The sequence below is a fragment of the Allorhizobium sp. DMC15 genome (genome assembly GCF_056314065.1).
The window spans coordinates 329,100-345,990 of the sequence record NZ_JBQUZB010000003.1 but is presented as its reverse complement, the minus strand read 5'-3'; the positions used below and the strand labels follow the sequence as shown (position 1 = coordinate 345,990).

Sequence of the window (16,891 nt, the reverse complement as noted above, 5' to 3'; positions counted from 1 at the left end):
ATCGTCAGCTCTTGCGAGGAAGAAAATAACATGACGACCGCAAACGATATTCTGAAACAGATCAAGGACAACGACGTAAAGTTCGTCGACCTGCGCTTTACCGACCCGAAGGGCAAGCTGCAGCACGTCACCATGGACATCGCCTGTGTCGACGAAGACATGTTTGCCGATGGGGTCATGTTCGACGGCTCGTCGATCGCCGGCTGGAAGGCCATCAACGAGTCCGACATGGTGCTGATGCCCGACCCGGCGACGGTCCACATGGACCCCTTCTTCGCCCAGTCGACCATGGTCATCCTCTGCGACATTCTCGATCCGGTTTCGGGCGAAGCCTATAACCGCGACCCGCGCGGCACGGCCAAGAAGGCCGAGGCCTATCTGAAGGCATCGGGCATCGGCGACACCATCTTCGTCGGTCCGGAAGCCGAGTTCTTCGTCTTCGACGACGTCAAGTACAAGGCCGACCCTTACAACACCGGGTTCAAGCTTGATTCGTCCGAACTGCCGTCCAACGACGACACCGATTACGAAACCGGCAACCTCGGCCACCGTCCGCGCGTCAAGGGCGGCTATTTCCCGGTTCCGCCGATCGACAGCCTGCAGGACATGCGTTCCGAAATGCTGACGGTTCTCGGCGAAATGGGCGTCGTCGTCGAAAAGCATCACCACGAAGTGGCCGCTGCCCAGCACGAGCTCGGCATCAAGTTCGACACGCTGGTGCGCAACGCCGACAAGATGCAGATCTACAAGTATGTCGTGCACCAGGTGGCCAATGCCTATGGCAAGACCGCGACCTTCATGCCGAAGCCGATCTTCGGTGACAATGGTTCGGGCATGCACGTGCACATGTCGATCTGGAAGGACGGCAAGCCCTCCTTCGCCGGTGACGAATATGCTGGCCTGTCGGAAAGCTGCCTATACTTCATCGGCGGCATTATCAAGCATGCCAAGGCGATCAATGCCTTCACCAACCCCTCGACCAACTCCTACAAGCGTCTGGTCCCGGGTTATGAAGCGCCGGTCCTGCTCGCCTATTCGGCCCGCAATCGCTCGGCCTCCTGCCGCATCCCGTTCGGCTCCAACCCGAAGGCCAAGCGCGTTGAAGTCCGCTTCCCCGACCCGACGGCGAACCCCTATCTCGGCTTCGCCGCCATGCTGATGGCCGGCCTCGACGGCATCAAGAACAAGATCCATCCGGGCAAGGCCATGGACAAGGATCTCTACGATCTGCCGCCGAAGGAACTGAAGAAGATCCCGACCGTCTGCGGTTCGCTGCGCGAAGCGCTCGAGAGCCTGGACAAGGATCGCAAGTTCCTGACCGCTGGCGGAGTCTTCGACGACGACCAGATCGATTCGTTCATCGAACTTAAGATGCAGGAAGTCATGCGCTTCGAAATGACCCCGCATCCGGTCGAATACGACATGTACTACTCCGTCTGATCGACGCGAGTTCAATTTATACAACGCCGGCGGCCCCACCGCCGGCGTTTTTCGTGTCCCGTCCCCGATCTGCGTCGATCACTGTTTCGGCGAGCGGGGATACGGGATAGCGTCTGTCGGTCGTCCTCCTCTCTCGCAGACGCTGTCGCTCCGCCTTGAAAGTGTTTTTGCCGCCATGGCCGCCGATCCGACACCCGCCGCAACTCAAACCGCCGCAAATCGGGCGCCTGCACCGCGTCTCCTCGACTGGTCCCTCTTCCTGCTGGCTCCTGTCTTCTTTTCGTCGAACCTGATTTTCGGGCGCGGCATTACGGGGGAAATGGGGCCGTTCACGACAGCGCTGATCCGCTGGGCGGGATCCGCTCTCATCATGTCGCCGATCGTCTGGCGCCATCGGCGCGAATGTCTGACCTTTGTCCGCAGTCACACCGTGCTGTGGCTGGTGCTCGGCATTCTGGGCATGGGCATTTGTGGAGGGGTCGTCTATTGGGCACTGACGCTCACGACCGCATCAAATGCAACGCTGATCTACACGACCTCCTCGCTCTTCATCATCCTGTTCGAATGGCTGTTTGCGGGACGTGGCATCCGGTTGAGGGAGATAGCCGGCATGGTGATCGCCTTCACAGGCGTTGCGGCGATCGTGCTGAAAGGCGATCTCGCCGCCATCCTGCATCTGCGCTTCAACCTGGGGGATCTCGCCATTCTGGTGGCGGCCATCTCGTTTGCGGTCTACTCGATCCTTTTGCGGCGCCCCGGGATCCGGGCGATGCCGCCCCTGCCCCTGTTCGGGCTGCTGGCACTGTCCGGTGCGATCGTTCTTCTGCCGCCGGGTATCGCTGAGATCGTGTCCGGCGGTCTATTGCCGGATACGCCCAAGGATTTCGCCATGCTGGGCGGCATTATCCTGTTCGCGTCGCTCGCGGCCTTCTACTGCTTCCAGCACGCGGTTCATGTCTTCGGTGCGGGGATTGCCGGTATGACCCTCTACATGATGCCGCCGACCTCAATACTGATGGCGGTGATCTTTCTGGGCGAGACATTCGAGAGATACCATGCTGCAGGCATCATCCTGGTGACGTCGGGGCTGGTAATGGCAACGGCGCCGCGCCGCCGGACAGCGTAAGGAAACGGCACGGAAACTGCATGTCTTGATTTCGGAAGACCTTCTTCCCAAATATCTTAGGGAAAGGAAATGAAGCCATGAAACAAAGAAGCGCTAAATTTGGTATCGGGGATGTCGTTCGGCACAAGGTCTTTCCGTTCCGCGGCGTCGTCTTCGATGTAGATCCGGAATTCGCAAATTCCGAGGAATGGTGGAATGCAATCCCGGCCGAGGTCCGTCCCGCCAAGGACCAACCGTTCTATCATCTCCTCGCGGAGAATGCGGAAACCGAATATGTCGCCTATGTCTCCGAGCAGAACCTCGAGACGGACGAGAGCGAGGAGCCGCTGCGCAATCCCCAGATCCAGCAGATCTTCGAGCCGCAGCAGACCGGCCGCTACAAACCCCGGATGAACTACGCCCACTGAGGCCGCTCGTCCAATAGCCAAAGAAAAGCGCCCGCGTCAGACCGACACGGGCGCTTTTGTTCTATTTATGCGTTGATCGAAGTCCGATCAATTGCCCTGCTTGGCAGCATTCTGAGCGTCGGTGATCGCCTTGTTGCGCTCTTCCTGCTTCTTCTGCATGGCTTCCTGCAGCATACGCTGGCGTTCCTCAGCCTGCGACTGCGACATCGCTTCGCCATCGAATGCGCCGGTAAAACCTTCAAGCGGGATCTTGATCGGGTTCGGTGCGCGGCGGAAGTTGATCGAGGTGAAGACCACTTCGCCGCCCTTCTTCAGGCTGGAAATGATCGCGTCGGTCAGCGGAATTTCAGCGGTGCAACGGTCAGGCAAGCAGACGGCGTAGTCGAGCTTGGTGCCCTTGCCGCCATCGATCTGCATGAGAACGCCCGGCGGAATCAGGCGAGCCGACGGAACCGTCACCTGCAGCAGCTTGCGATTGACCTTACCTTCGACCGTGATCAGGCCGACAGCCGTGATCAACTGGCCGTTGGCGGCGACGAGCTGGTTCTGGACGACGCAAATATCCGACTCTTCCTGCTTCGAGCAGGTCTTGAACCATTTGGCCGGTGCCGGTGCAGCGTCCTGGGCCTGGGCTACAGCCGGCATGGCAGCGGCTGCGAAGGACAGTGCGAGTGCAGACAAAGCCGTCCGCGTGGCGTTGTTAACTGTGAACATCATTCGTATTCCGTCTCCTGAAAACCCCTGTCGCGCGGACTTTGTGCCGCGTCATTCACCGGCCTGCTCGGCGCTCACCTGTCGGGCAAATGAGGCAAATGCATGGCCTGGCGATCCGGCCATCGTGTTACATCGCGGCGGCCGGAATATCCAGCTTTTCTTTGATGTCGGCACGACTCGCCTATGGCTCGTGTCACACGGGCATGTGTTGGATTTGTGGTGACTGTGCTAGCCTGCAGCACCTTGAGATTCCATATCCGGGAGGATCCTTGCCTTGCGTCGACTGTTTTTAAGCCTGTGTTTCCTGCCTCTGGCGGCCATGTCTGCCTCCTACACCATGGCCGAACCCGTGCATGGGATCGCCATGCACGGGGAGCCGAACCTGGGGGCCGATTACCGGCAGTTTCCCTATGTGCAGCCGGACGTAAAGAAGGGTGGCAAGATCAATTACGGCGTCGTCGGCACTTTCGACGCGATGAACCCGTTCGTTCTGAAGGGCATGCGCACGACAGCGCGCGGCGTGTGGGATCCGGAATTCGGCAACCTCCTCTACGAATCCCTCATGACCCGGTCCGCCGACGAACCGTTCACGCTCTACGGACTGCTCGCCGAGAGCGTCGAATGGGATCAGGACCGGACCTATGTGCAATTCAACCTCAATCCGAAAGCGCGCTGGAATGACGGGGAGCCGGTGACGCCCGACGATGTGATTTTCACGTTCGAATTGTTGCGCGACAAGGGGCGGCCGCCCTTCAACTCGCGTCTGGCATCCGTCGAAAAGATGGAAAAGGTCGGTGCGCACGGCATCAAGTTCACCTTCAACGAAAAGGCCAATCGCGAGACGCCGCTGATCTTTGCAGCCTCTACGCCGATCCTGCCCAAGCATGCCATTGATGCTGCGACCTTCGACCAGGCTGGGCTGGCCATTCCGGTTGGTTCGGGCCCCTACAAGGTCAAGGATCTGAAGCCGGGCGAAAAGGTAACCTGGGAGCGCGATCCCGATTATTGGGCGAAGGATATTCCCTCGAAGGTCGGTTTCGACAATTACGACGAGATCAGCGTCACCTACTATCTCCAGGAAGCGACGATGTTCGAGGCCTTCAAAAAGGGCGATATCGACATCTATCCGGAAGGCGATGCCAATCATTGGCAGCGCGCTTACGATTTCCCGGCGGTCGCGAAGGGTGACGTCGTGAAAGAGGCATTCAAACCCGGCCTGCCCGCCGGCATGCTCGGTTTCGTGTTCAATACGCGCCGGCCCATCTTCAGCGATGTGAAGGTGCGCGAGGCGATCAGCACGGCCTTCGATTTCGAGTGGATGAACAAGACACTCTACAACAACGCCTTCACGCGCACGCAGAGCTACTGGCAGAACTCGGCGCTCGGCGCCTACGGCAATGCAGCCGACGAGAAGGAACTGGCGCTGCTTGGACCTGCAAAGGACAGGCTGACGCCCGAATTGCTGGCCGGAACTTACACGCAGTCGGCCACCGATGGCTCCGGCGGCGACCGCAAGGCGCTGGGCAAGGCGGTGAAGCTGTTCGGCGAGGCCGGCTACAAGATCCAGGGCGGCAAGATGCTGGATGCCAGCGGCAAGCCGTTCGCTTTCGAGGTGATGACCCAAAACGAGGGCCAGGAGAAAATGGCGCTCGCCTTCCAGCGGACGCTGAAGCTGATCGGCATCGACATGGCAATCCGTACCGTCGACGATGCACAGTACCAGGCGCGTTCGAACAGCTTCGACTATGACATGATCATCAAGTCCTATACCTCGTCGCTGTCGCCAGGTGCCGAGCAGGTCAATCGCTGGGGCTCGGAATCGAAGGATGCTCAGGGCAGCTTCAATTATGCCGGGGTGGCGGACCCCGATATCGATCGCATGATCGAAGCGCTGCTGGAGGCGCGGGAACCCGCCGATTTCGAGGCGGCGGTGCGAGCCTATGACCGGCTGCTGGTTGCTGGCCACTATGTGGTGCCCCTCTATCACCTCGGCGAACAATGGGTGGCCCGCTGGAAGCATATCGGCAGGCCAGAGGCGCAACCCCTCTATGGCTACCAGCGGCCGACCTGGTTCGACGCGCGGGTGCAGTAAACAGCCGGGCAACAGAGCGTTTCAGGGGCCGGGGCTTGTCCCCGGCCCGTTTTCATTTAAGTGACAGCACCACACAGGATCCACCCGGAAAGGCGACATCATGGACCGCATCACCATCGACCTCGTATCGGACGTCGTCTGCCCCTGGTGCTATCTCGGCAAAGCGCGGCTGGAGCTGGCATTGGCCGAGGTGCAGGACGAGGTCAGCGTCGACATCAACTGGCGGCCATACCAGTTGAACCCGGATTATCCTCCCGAGGGTGTCGACCAGCAGGTCGAGCTCGCCAAGAAGCTGGGCGGCAAAGACAATATGGACCGGGCTCACGCGCACCTGAAAACCCTCGGCGCAGAGGTTGGCATCCGGTTCAACTTCGAGGCAATCAAGGTCGGTCCCAACACGCTCGACGCCCACCGGCTGATCCATTGGGCCGGACAGGAAAGCCGCGAGACACAGGGCCGCGTCGTCGACCTTTTGTTCAAGGCGAATTTCGAAGAGGGCCGCAATGTCGGCGATCCCGCGGTGCTACTCGACATCGCAACACAAGCAGGCCTTTCGCGGCCGGTGATCGAATCGCTGCTCTCGGGTGATGCCGACGTGAACCACGTGCTGTCGGAAGTCGACGCCGCCAAACAGATGGGCGTCAACGGCGTGCCGTTCTTCATCTTCGACCAGCAATATGCGGTGAGTGGTGCCCAGCCACCGGCTGAACTTGCGAATGCACTTCGTGAAATTGCCAAAGCGAAGGCAGAGGCTCTGCGCAATCTGAATTGACCGCTCGCGCGAACACAACTATCCCGGTGGGGTAACCTCCTCCCCGGGATCAGCATCTTGTCTTCCGACACGACCTTCAAAGGCGTCCTGCTCGCCTTCATCTGCTTTGCCGCCTATTCCTTCAGCGATGCTTCGGTGAAACTCGTCGAGGGGCGCGTGCCGCCTTTCGAAGCCGGTTTCATCGGTAGCCTGTTCGGGTTCTTCGCGATCCCGTTCCTGATGAAGCGTGGCGATCGCTACACCGACCTCGTGCGCAGCACCAACTGGCCGCTCTGGGGCCTGCGTTTCGTCTGCTCCGCCGTCGGCACGGTCGGCAGCATCATCGCCTTTACCCATCTGTCGATGGCGGAAGCCTTCTGCCTGATCTTCCTGCTGCCGAGCTTCGCGACGATCATGTCGGTGATCTTCCTGAAGGAACAAGTGGGGATGAAGCGCTGGGCTGCGGTGTTGATCGGCTTCCTTGGGGTGCTGGTGGTGTTGCGTCCGGGTTTCCGGGAACTGCAGCTCGGGCACCTGGCGGCTCTGATCTCGGGGTTCGCCGGCGCCGTGACGATCATCATCTTCCGCGCCATGGGGCCGCAGGAGAAGAACATCTCGCTCTACGGAGCGGGCCTTCTCGGCAGCGTGATCATCTGTGCGGCATTTTCTTTGCCAGACTTCCAGACGCCGGACCGCTATGACCTGATGCTCCTCGCCGCCTTCGGTCTGTTTCAGGCCATGGGCAACATCCTCATGATGCTCGCTTCCTTCTACGCGCCCGCCCCCATCGTCGGGCCGATCCAGTACAGCCAGATGCTCTGGGCGATCCTGCTCGGCTATCTCGTCTTCGGCGACAAGGTCGACTGGCCGATGGGCGTGGGCATTGCGCTCATCGTCGGTTCTGGACTGCTGACGCTGATCCGCGAACGCAAGCGCGACACGCCGCTCCCGCCGCCGGTGGCCGGCAAGACGGATGCGGCGCTGGCGATCAAGCCGGAAGATGGCGACTGAGACCTCGTGATGGAGCCAAACTCAGCCGAGAGTGCGTCGTTTCTCGTCCGGTTAGCGGTGCGGGCGGACCTGCCCGCCCTTCTGCGGCTTTACCGCGATCTCAACCCCGATGATGTCGCTCTACAGGTCGAAGCAGCAGAAGAACATTTCTTGGCTCTTGAGCGGATTCCGGGCAGCGGGGTGCATGTCGGCGTTCTTAACGGGACCCCAGTCAGCACCTGTACGCTGGTTGTCATTCCCAATCTGACCCGGGGCGGCCTGCCTTATGCACTGATCGAGAATGTGGTCACTGCGTCCCAACATCGGGGACGTGGTTACGGTCACGCCACGTTGCAACATGCTATTTCATCAGCTTGGGAACGTGGCTGCTACAAGGTCATGCTGCTAACCGGTTCAACTAAACCCGAGACACTGGCCTTCTACTTATCTGCCGGCTTCGAGCAGAACAAGACCGGCTTCCAGATCCGCCGCATCGTAGCGCGCGCCGAGTGAAGCGCGCGCTTAAGCCTTCGCCAGTTCCGCCAGTTGCGTCATCACCACCGCCGCGCCTGCCAGCCGCTTTTCCGGGGTCGGCAGGTCGCGGGTGAGGAAGACCGAGTGGTCGGGCCGGATCTTCGCCATGGTGCCCTGCTTGGCGATGTAACCGACAAGGGCCGCCGGGTTCGGGAACTGCTTGCCGCGGAACTGGACGACTACGCCCTTGGGGCCGGCCTCCAGCTTTTCGACGTTCGCGACCCTGCAAAGCGCCTTGATGTAGACGACCTTCAGCAGGTGCTGGACCTCGATCGGCAGCGGGCCGAAGCGGTCGATCAGTTCGGCGCCGAAGCCGTCGATTTCTCTGAGATCGTCGAGTTCGCCGAGGCGGCGATAGAGCGCCATGCGCAGATGCAGGTCCGGCACGTAGTTTTCCGGGATCATGACAGAGGTGCCGACCTGGATCTGCGGCGACCAGCCGGTGTCGACGACTTCGTCGACGCCCTTCACCTCGGCGACAGCCTCCTCCAGCATCTGCTGGTAGAGTTCGAAGCCGACCTCCTTGATGTGGCCGGACTGTTCCTCGCCGAGCAGATTGCCGGCGCCGCGGATGTCGAGGTCGTGGCTGGCGAGCTGGAAGCCGGCGCCGAGTGTATCGAGCGATTGCAGGACCTTGAGACGACGTTCCGCGCCTGCCGTCAGCACCTTGTTGACTGGCAGCGTCAGGAGCGCGAAGGCGCGGACCTTGGAGCGGCCGACACGGCCACGGATCTGGTAGAGTTGGGCGAGACCGAACATATCGGCACGGTGGACGATCAGCGTGTTGGCCGTCGGAACATCGAGGCCGGATTCGACGATGGTGGTCGAGAGCAGCACGTCGTAGCGGCCTTCGTAGAAGGCGTTCATGATGTCTTCAAGCTCGCCAGCCGCCATCTGACCATGGGCGACGGCGACCTTCAGCTCCGGCACGTTCTCGTCGAGGAAGGCTTTGATGTCGGCGAGATCGGCGAGACGCGGGCAGACATAGAAGCTCTGACCGCCGCGATAATGCTCGCGCATCAGGGTCTCACGAATGACCAGCGGATCGAAGGGCGAGATGAAGGTGCGCACCGCCATGCGGTCGACGGGCGGCGTGGTGATGAGCGAGAGTTCGCGCACGCCGGTCATGGCGAGCTGCAGGGTGCGCGGGATCGGCGTGGCCGAGAGCGTCAGGACGTGGACATCCGACTTCAGCTCTTTCAGGCGTTCCTTGTGCTTGACGCCGAAATGCTGCTCCTCGTCGATGATCAGCAGGCCGAGATTGGCGAAGGTGACGCCCGAGCCAAGCAGCGCATGGGTGCCGACGACGATGTCGGTTTTGCCTTCGGAGACTTCCTTTTTGACGAGGTTCAGTTCCTTGGTGCCGACGAGGCGTGAGGCCTGCTGGACGCGGATCGGCAGCCCCCGGAAGCGTTCGGAGAAGGTCTTGAAGTGCTGGCGGGCAAGCAGCGTGGTCGGCACGACGACGGCGACCTGAATGCCGTTCATCGCCGCGATGAAGGCGGCACGGAGCGCCACTTCCGTCTTGCCGAAGCCGACGTCGCCGCAGACGAGGCGGTCCATCGGACGCCCCTGGCCCAGGTCGGCGCGGACGGCCTCTATGGCGTTTTCCTGGTCTTCCGTCTCGTCATAGGGGAAGCGGGCGGCAAATTCGTCATAAAGGCCTTCCTGCGTCGTCAGCACAGGGGCGGAACGGGTCATGCGCTCGGCCGCAATGCGGATCAGGGCGCCAGCCATATCGAGCAGGCGCTTCTTGAGCTTGGCCTTGCGCATCTGCCAGGCGCCGCCGCCCAGCTTGTCGAGCTGCACTTCCGTCGCCTCGCCCCCATATCGGGAGAGGAGATCGATGTTTTCGACCGGCAGGAAGAGTTTTGCGTCGTCGGCATATTGCAGTTCGAGGCAGGCGCGTGGCGCACCGGCGGCCTCAATCGTGCGCAGCCCGACGAAGCGGCCGATGCCGTGTTCGGCGTGGATCACGATCGAGCCTTCGTCGATGCTTGCGACTTCCGAGATGAAATCGGCGGCGCGTTTGCGGCGCTTCGAGCGACGGACCATTCGGTCGCCGAGAATGTCCTGCTCGCCGACGATGACAAGGTTGCCGGCCTCGAAACCGCCTTCGAGACTGAGCACGGCGGTTCCCGCCTCGCCCTTCTTGAGCTTTTCGGCATCCTTCAACGCCGTGACCGGGACCAGTTTCTCCAGTCCGTGTTCGTTCAGTACCTGCAGCAGGCGGTCGAGCGAACCTTCGGACCAGCCGGAGACGACGACCTTTGCACCGGACGCGCGCTTGTCGGCGATGTAGGAGACGGCCTGTTCGAAGACGTTGACGCGGCTGCCTTCGCCGCTGTCCTCGTTGGCGGTCTTCGCCCAGCGCGGGGTCGGGCGGGCATCGACCTCGATCACCAACCGGCTTTCGCCACCATGTTCGGCGAAAGGCGTGATACGGATCGGATCGAAGGCGTCGAGAGACTTGCCGAATTCGCCAGCACCGAGATAGAGGCGCTCGGGCGGGACCGGCTTGTAGGGCGTGCCCTGCGCAAGATGGCCCTTGCCAGGTGTCGCGGAATTCAGACGCGCTTCGTAGTAATCGCGGATCAGCTTGGCGCGCTCCTCGGCTGCCTCCCGCACGGTGTGGTCGGTGACCATACGAAAGCCGCGCAGATAGTCGAAGGTCGTCTCCAGCTTGTCGTAAAACATGGGCAGCCAGTGCTCCATGCCGGCATAACGGCGGCCTTCGGAGACGGCGGCATAAAGCGCGTCATCGCGCGTCGCAGCGCCGAAGAGCGAGAGATAGTTCTTGCGGAAGCGGCTGATGTTTTCCGGTGTCAGCGTCACCTCGCTCATCGGATTGAGGTCGAGCGAACGCACCTGCCCGATCGTGCGCTGGTTTGCCGGATCGAAAGAGCGGATGCTTTCAAGCGTATCGCCGAAGAAGTCTAGGCGGACGGGTTCTTCCGATCCGGGCACGAAAACATCAAGGATGCCGCCGCGCACAGCAAATTCCCCAACCTCGCGCACGGTTGCCACACGGTCGAAGCCGTTGCGCTCGAGCCGGGCCGCGATGTCGTCCATGCGGATCTGGTTGCCGGGCTTGGCGGAAAAGCCGAGGCTGTCGATCACATCCGCCGGCGCCACTTTCTGCAGCATGGCGTTGACGGTCACCAACACTATCGCCGGATGGGGATTGAGATAGAGTGCAATCAGGCCGGAGAGGGCCGCGAGACGCCGCGCCGAGACGTCAGCGGACGGCGACACGCGGTCGTAAGGCAGGCAGTCCCAGGCCGGAAGGGTGAGCACCGGGATGTCAGGCGCGGCAAAGCTCAGCGTCTGTTCGATGTTCTGCAGGCGCTGCCCGTCCGAGACCACATAGGCGACCGGTTTACCCTCGCGCGCCAACTCGGCCAGGATGAAGGCATCCATACCATCGGGCACATGGGAGAGCGTCAGCGCGGATTGTGCGCCGACAATCCGCTTCACATCGATCAGGGACATCATCAATTACTTTGCAGCGGTTTCTTCGCCCCTGACCGGCGAGAAATCCGGCCGGAGAGCGGAAATGCGTTCGAAGAGCGGCGTCTGGAGATGGGCAGGAACGGGTTCGGCACCGGTGATGTATTTGACGAGGTCGTTGTCTTCCTCCGCCATGATGCGCTCGAGTTCGTCGAGATCCTCGTCCGAAAGCTCGGCGATGTGAGCCTCGCAGAACTGGCCGAGCATCAGATCCATCTCGCGGATACCACGATGCCAGCAGCGGAACAGGATGCGCCGGCGGCGCGGATCGAGGTCGGCACTGCTTCTCACCAGTCCTGTCATGTCGGGATCCTCTTCAATATTGCGCCTCTATAGAGCAGCGACCGGCAAATGTCAGCTTGCCAAAGGGGCAATTTGCAATGCATTTTGCGGCCATCATGCGTCCCCAGCTTCTCGATCCCCTGTTCGCCTCCGTGGCCTCGCTCAGCGGAGTGGGCCCCAAGCTCGCCCAGCTTCTCACTACGCTCCTCGGGCGCGAGGATGCCGAGGATGCGAGGGTCGTCGACCTGCTCTTCCTGGCACCCCACAGGCTGATCGACCGGCGGCATCAGCCGGGCATCGCCTATGCGCAGCAAGGTTCGCTGGTGACGATCACCGGCCGCGTCGACCGCCATCTGCCGCCGCCCAAGGGCAAGAGCAACCTGCCCTACCGCGTCATGCTGCATGACGAGACGGGGGAACTGGCGCTCACCTTCTTCCGGGTCAAGGGCAACTGGCTAGAAAAGGCGCTGCCCATCGACGAGACCGTGATGGTCTCGGGCAAGGTCGACTGGTTCAACGGCCGCGCCTCGATGGTGCATCCTGACCTGATGGTGAAGGCGAGCGAGGCGGAGAACCTGCCGCTGGTCGAGCCGGTTTATCCGATGACGGCGGGGCTCGGACCCAAGGTGCTGCGCAAGGCGGTGGAGGCTGCCGTCGAGCGCATGCCGGATCTGCCGGAATGGGCGGATGCGGCACTCGCCACGAAACAGGGTTTCGCCAGTGTGCGCGAAAGCGTGGTTGCGCTCCACAATCCGCGCGACGAAAAGGATATCGATCCGCAGGCGCCCGCCCGGCGCCGGCTCGCCTATGACGAGTTCCTGGCTGGCCAGGTGTCGCTCGCCTTGGTGCGGCAGAAGCTTCGGCGGGTGCCGGGGGTGCCAATCAAGCCGACGGGCGAGTTGAGCGGGAAGATCCGCGCCACCCTGCCCTTCACCCCGACCAACAGCCAGCTGGCGGCGATCGACGATATCCTGAAGGACATGGCCTCCGACCAGCGCATGCTGCGGCTGGTCCAGGGCGATGTCGGCGCCGGCAAGACGCTGGTGGCGCTGTTTGCGATGGCGGCTGCCGTCGAGGCCGGGGGACAGGCAGTTCTGATGGCACCGACGGAAATCCTGGCGCGGCAGCATCATGCAACGCTTGCCAAGCTCGGCGCTCCGGCAGGCCTTAAGATCGAAGTGCTGACGGGCCGCACCAAGGGCAAGGAGCGCGAGGCGATCCTGGAGCGCATTGCCTCCGGCGAAGCACAGATTGTCATCGGCACGCATGCGCTCTTCCAGGATGCGGTCAACTACAAGAACCTGACGCTCGCCGTGGTCGACGAGCAGCATCGCTTCGGCGTGCATCAGCGCCTCAGGCTCACCTCCAAGGGCATCTCGCCGCATATGCTGGTCATGACGGCAACGCCGATCCCGCGCACGCTGGTGCTGGCCGCCTTCGGCGACATGGACGTCTCCAAGCTCACCGAGAAGCCGGCAGGCCGCAAGCCGATCCAGACGGTGACCGTTCCGACCGAGCGCGTGCCTGACGTCATCGAGCGCCTCAGAGCCGCCATCGCAGAAGGCAAGAAGGCATACTGGATCTGCCCGCTGGTCGAGGAAACCGAAGAGAGCGAGCTGATGTCTGCCGAGGAGCGGCAGTCTGTGATGGCGCAGTTCATCAAGGCGCCGATCGGGCTCGTGCATGGCCGCATGGCAGGGCCGGAGAAGGACGCGGCCATGCTTGCCTTCAAGAACGGCGAGACGCGGCTGCTGGTGGCCACCACCGTGGTCGAAGTGGGTGTCGACGTGCCCGATGCGACGATCATGGTGATCGAACATGCCGAGCGCTTCGGACTTGCCCAGCTGCATCAGCTGCGCGGGCGCGTGGGCCGTGGCGACGAGGCGTCGAGCTGCATCCTGCTCTACAAGGGCCCGCTGGGGGAGACCGGCAAGGCGCGGCTTTCCATCCTGCGCGATTCGGAAGATGGATTCTTGATCGCCGAGGAGGATCTGAAGCTGCGCGGTGAAGGCGAGCTGCTCGGCACGCGGCAGTCGGGGACACCCGGCTTCAAGATTGCAAGCCTCGAGCATCACGGCGACCTGCTGGAGATTGCCCGAAAGGATGCGGCCTATCTGCTGGAGCGGGATCCGGAGCTCACGTCAGAGCGTGGCGAGGCGGTGCGCACGCTTCTGTATTTTCACCGTCGCGACGAGGCGATCCGGTTCCTGCATGCCGGGTAAAGAGGTTACTGGCGTCTCGCAACGCGATCCTCAACGGGCGCTGGATCGGCGGCCGCTTCCTCGACCAGAGCCTGCATGGCAGCCGCGGGATCGCCCGGCTTGTAGTCCGGCGTTACCAGACCTGCAGAAATCAAAAGCTTCACCCCCTCCTCCGGCGTCATATCGAGCAGCATAAGCTTGCTGCGCGGCACGAACATCAGGAAGCCGGCGGTCGGGACCGGTGTCGGTGCTAAGAAAACGGCGACCATTTCCTCGCCGTTCTGGTTGAGCTTCACTGCGATCTCCCCCTTGGCGTCGGAGGAGATGAAGACGAGCGCCCAGGTGCCGGCCCGCGGGAATTCGATCAGGCCGACCTTCTTGAAAGAGGTCCCCTGCTCCTTCAGCACGGTCTCAAAAATCTGCTTGGTGCTTTTGTAGACCGTGCGAACGAGCGGCATCCGGTTCAGGATGTTTTCGCTATAACCGACGATCGAGCGACCGATCAGGTTTCGCCCGAGAAAACCCACGAGCGTGATGAACAAGAGCGCGATCAGCAACCCCGTTCCTGGAACGGCAAATTTCAAGTAAGATTCCGGATTGTAGCGGTCCGGAATGTAGGGCTTCACCCAGCTGTCCGCCCAATGGATGAAGGTCCAGGTCAGATAGATCGTGATCGCCATCGGCGCGCAGATGATCAATCCGGTCAGGAAGTTGTTCCTGAGCCGGGTGGCCATCGAGATCTTGTCCGAGATATCGCTCATGGGACCGTCATTGTGCGATGCGGGAATGCGTCGATAGGCGCGACAATGACCGAGCGGATCGGGTCGCGCAATAGCAAGATCTTAGAAGAATGCCTGCGCGCCCTTGTCGTTCCGGTGGTACGTCAGGCCCATCGTTTTGCTGGTCATTCCACCGTGACGGATTTCGCCAGATTGCGTGGCTGGTCGACATCGGTGCCCATGAAGACGGCCGTATGATAGGCGAGCAGCTGGATCGGGATGGAATAGATCATCGGCGAGACGATCTCGGCGACCACGGGCAGCACGATGGTCGCCATGGTCGGGAGCTTCGAGGCGGCTGCCCCCTTCTCGTCGGTGATGAAGATGATCTTGCCGCCACGGGCCGCCACTTCCTGCATGTTCGACACGGTCTTCTCGAAGAATCTGTCGAAGGGAGCGATGACGATCACAGGCATGTTTTCGTCGATCAGCGCGATCGGGCCGTGCTTCAGCTCGCCGGCGGCGTAACCTTCTGCATGGATATAGGATATTTCCTTGAGCTTCAGCGCGCCTTCCAGCGCCAACGGATAGCTGGTGCCACGGCCGAGATAGAGCACGTCCTTGAACTTGGAGAGATCGCGCGACAGCGCCTCGATTTGCGGCTGCACCGCGTTCAGCACCTGGCTCATGATGCGCGGCATTTCGGCAAGGCTCTTCACCAGCTGCTTTTCTTCCGCTTCCGAGATGGTGCCGCGGGCGCGGCCGGCGGCAAGCGCGAGCGAGGCGAGGACAGCGAGCTGGCAGGTGAAGGCCTTGGTCGATGCCACGCCGATTTCCGGGCCGGCGAGAATTGGGAAGACCGCATCCGATTCGCGGGCGATCGTCGATTCCTTGACGTTCACCACCGCACCGATCTTCAGCCCATTGTCGCGGCAGTAGCGCAGCGATGCGAGCGTGTCGGCTGTCTCACCGGACTGCGAAATGAAGAGGGCCGCCTGATCCTTCGAGAGCGGCATTTCCCGGTAGCGGAATTCCGAGGCGACATCGATCTCGACCGGCAGGCGGGCATAGCGCTCGAACCAGTATTTGCCGACGAGACCGGCCAAATAGGCCGTGCCGCAGGCTGAGATGGCAAGGCCGCGGAGGTTGGCGAAATCGATCTCCGAAGCCATGTCGCGCACCGTATGCTCAGCGAAGTCGACATAATGCGACAATGCGTGAGAGATCACTTCCGGCTGCTCGTAGATCTCCTTCTCCATGAAGTGACGGTGGTTGCCCTTGTCGATCATGTAAGCGGAGGCCGAGGAAATCTGCACCGGACGGTCGACCGGGTTGCCGTCGATGTCGAAGATATGCGCACCCTGCTTGCCGATGACAGCCCAGTCGCCGTCATGAAGATAGGCTATGCGGTTGGTGAACGGCGAAAGCGCAATCGCGTCGGACCCTAGGAACATTTCGCCATCGCCGAAGCCGATCGCGAGCGGTGGGCCGGAGCGGGCGGCCATGATCGTCGAGGGGTCGTCGCTGAAGATGACGGCGAGCGCATAGGCGCCGGTTACTTGGCGCAGCATCTCGTGCATGGCTTCGCGGCGGCCGAGGCCCTGACGGCGATACTTCGCGAGCAGCTGGGCGATGACTTCCGTATCGGTCTGGGTGGTGAAGACGGCGCCTTCAGCGGCCAGTTCTTCCTTGATCTCGGCGAAGTTCTCGATGATGCCGTTGTGAACGACCGCGACGCCATCGACGAAATGCGGATGGGCGTTTACCTCGTTCGGCACGCCGTGGGTTGCCCAGCGGGTGTGGGCAATGCCGATATTGCCGGGTAGCGGCTCGCCGGCGAGCTTGGTCTCGAGATTGAAGAGCTTGCCTTCGGCGCGGCGGCGATCGAGCTTGCCGTCGTTGATAGTGGCGACGCCGGCGGAATCATAGCCGCGATATTCGAGCCGCTTGAGGGCGTCGACCAGACGCTCCGCCACAGGCTTGTTACCGACGATTCCGACGATACCGCACATGAAATTCTCCGTTTCCTATCAATCACACGGATTGTTCCTAGCGGTTTTGCCGCCATAGGCAATCAGGCCAACGGTCAAATTGCATTTCGTCTCGTAATGCAACGCAGCATAAC

13 protein-coding genes are annotated in these 16,891 nt (G+C 61.7%); 8 read left to right on the top strand and 5 right to left on the bottom strand.

Features of this window, described 5'->3' with window-relative positions:
* The first annotated feature begins 30 nt into the window (after window positions 1–30).
* The 3 genes from glnA to hspQ all read left to right on the top strand — a co-directional run bounded on the left by glnA (window position 31) and on the right by hspQ (window position 2,973).
* Window positions 31–1,440, top strand: coding sequence for a type I glutamate--ammonia ligase (gene glnA, locus ACT53S_RS15960; protein ID WP_113377571.1), 1,410 nt, complete (start codon window positions 31–33; stop codon window positions 1,438–1,440).
* A gap of 175 nt (window positions 1,441–1,615) precedes the next feature.
* On the top strand, window positions 1,616–2,566 hold the full coding sequence (locus ACT53S_RS15955; RefSeq protein WP_476067703.1) for a DMT family transporter: 951 nt from the start codon (window positions 1,616–1,618) through the stop codon (window positions 2,564–2,566).
* A 77-nt stretch (window positions 2,567–2,643) separates the two neighbouring features.
* Complete coding sequence (hspQ, locus tag ACT53S_RS15950) at window positions 2,644–2,973, top strand: heat shock protein HspQ (protein ID WP_113377569.1); 330 nt, start codon at window positions 2,644–2,646, stop codon at window positions 2,971–2,973.
* A gap of 87 nt (window positions 2,974–3,060) precedes the next feature.
* Here hspQ and ACT53S_RS15945 read toward each other — a convergent pair whose 3' ends face one another.
* A complete protein-coding gene (locus tag ACT53S_RS15945) occupies window positions 3,061–3,690 on the bottom strand; it encodes an invasion associated locus B family protein (RefSeq protein WP_142068965.1) in 630 nt (209 codons plus the stop codon).
* 316 nt (window positions 3,691–4,006) lie between these two features.
* On the opposite strand from ACT53S_RS15945, the gene ACT53S_RS15940 reads away from it, so the two are divergent.
* From ACT53S_RS15940 to ACT53S_RS15925, 4 genes are all read left to right on the top strand, one after another.
* Window positions 4,007–5,779, top strand: coding sequence for an extracellular solute-binding protein (locus ACT53S_RS15940; protein WP_476067938.1), 1,773 nt, complete (start codon window positions 4,007–4,009; stop codon window positions 5,777–5,779).
* Between the two features lie 100 nt (window positions 5,780–5,879).
* On the top strand, window positions 5,880–6,551 hold the full coding sequence (locus tag ACT53S_RS15935) for a DsbA family oxidoreductase (RefSeq protein ID WP_113377567.1): 672 nt from the start codon (window positions 5,880–5,882) through the stop codon (window positions 6,549–6,551).
* 57 nt (window positions 6,552–6,608) lie between these two features.
* A complete protein-coding gene (locus ACT53S_RS15930; protein WP_142068969.1) occupies window positions 6,609–7,541 on the top strand; it encodes a DMT family transporter in 933 nt (310 codons plus the stop codon).
* A 9-nt stretch (window positions 7,542–7,550) separates the two neighbouring features.
* The gene (locus ACT53S_RS15925; protein WP_476067702.1) at window positions 7,551–8,033 is read left to right on the top strand and encodes an N-acetyltransferase family protein; all 483 of its coding nucleotides are present in this window, start codon (window positions 7,551–7,553) and stop codon (window positions 8,031–8,033) included.
* A gap of 9 nt (window positions 8,034–8,042) precedes the next feature.
* On the opposite strand, the gene mfd is transcribed toward ACT53S_RS15925, so the two are convergent.
* Both mfd and ACT53S_RS15915 read right to left on the bottom strand, forming a co-directional pair.
* Window positions 8,043–11,546 (bottom strand): transcription-repair coupling factor, encoded by a 3,504-nt coding sequence (mfd, locus tag ACT53S_RS15920; protein ID WP_476067701.1) that lies wholly within the window; start codon window positions 11,544–11,546, stop codon window positions 8,043–8,045.
* 6 nt (window positions 11,547–11,552) lie between these two features.
* Entirely contained in the window at window positions 11,553–11,867 is a 315-nt protein-coding gene (locus tag ACT53S_RS15915; protein ID WP_476067700.1) for an FAD assembly factor SdhE, read from the bottom strand.
* Between the two features lie 95 nt (window positions 11,868–11,962).
* On the opposite strand from ACT53S_RS15915, the gene recG reads away from it, so the two are divergent.
* A complete protein-coding gene (gene recG, locus ACT53S_RS15910; protein WP_476067937.1) occupies window positions 11,963–14,068 on the top strand; it encodes an ATP-dependent DNA helicase RecG in 2,106 nt (701 codons plus the stop codon).
* A gap of 5 nt (window positions 14,069–14,073) precedes the next feature.
* Here recG and ACT53S_RS15905 read toward each other — a convergent pair whose 3' ends face one another.
* Both ACT53S_RS15905 and glmS read right to left on the bottom strand, forming a co-directional pair.
* Entirely contained in the window at window positions 14,074–14,808 is a 735-nt protein-coding gene (locus ACT53S_RS15905; protein WP_113377563.1) for a DUF502 domain-containing protein, read from the bottom strand.
* 143 nt (window positions 14,809–14,951) lie between these two features.
* Complete coding sequence (gene glmS / locus ACT53S_RS15900) at window positions 14,952–16,778, bottom strand: glutamine--fructose-6-phosphate transaminase (isomerizing) (protein ID WP_476067699.1); 1,827 nt, start codon at window positions 16,776–16,778, stop codon at window positions 14,952–14,954.
* Window positions 16,779–16,891: the final 113 nt, after the last annotated feature.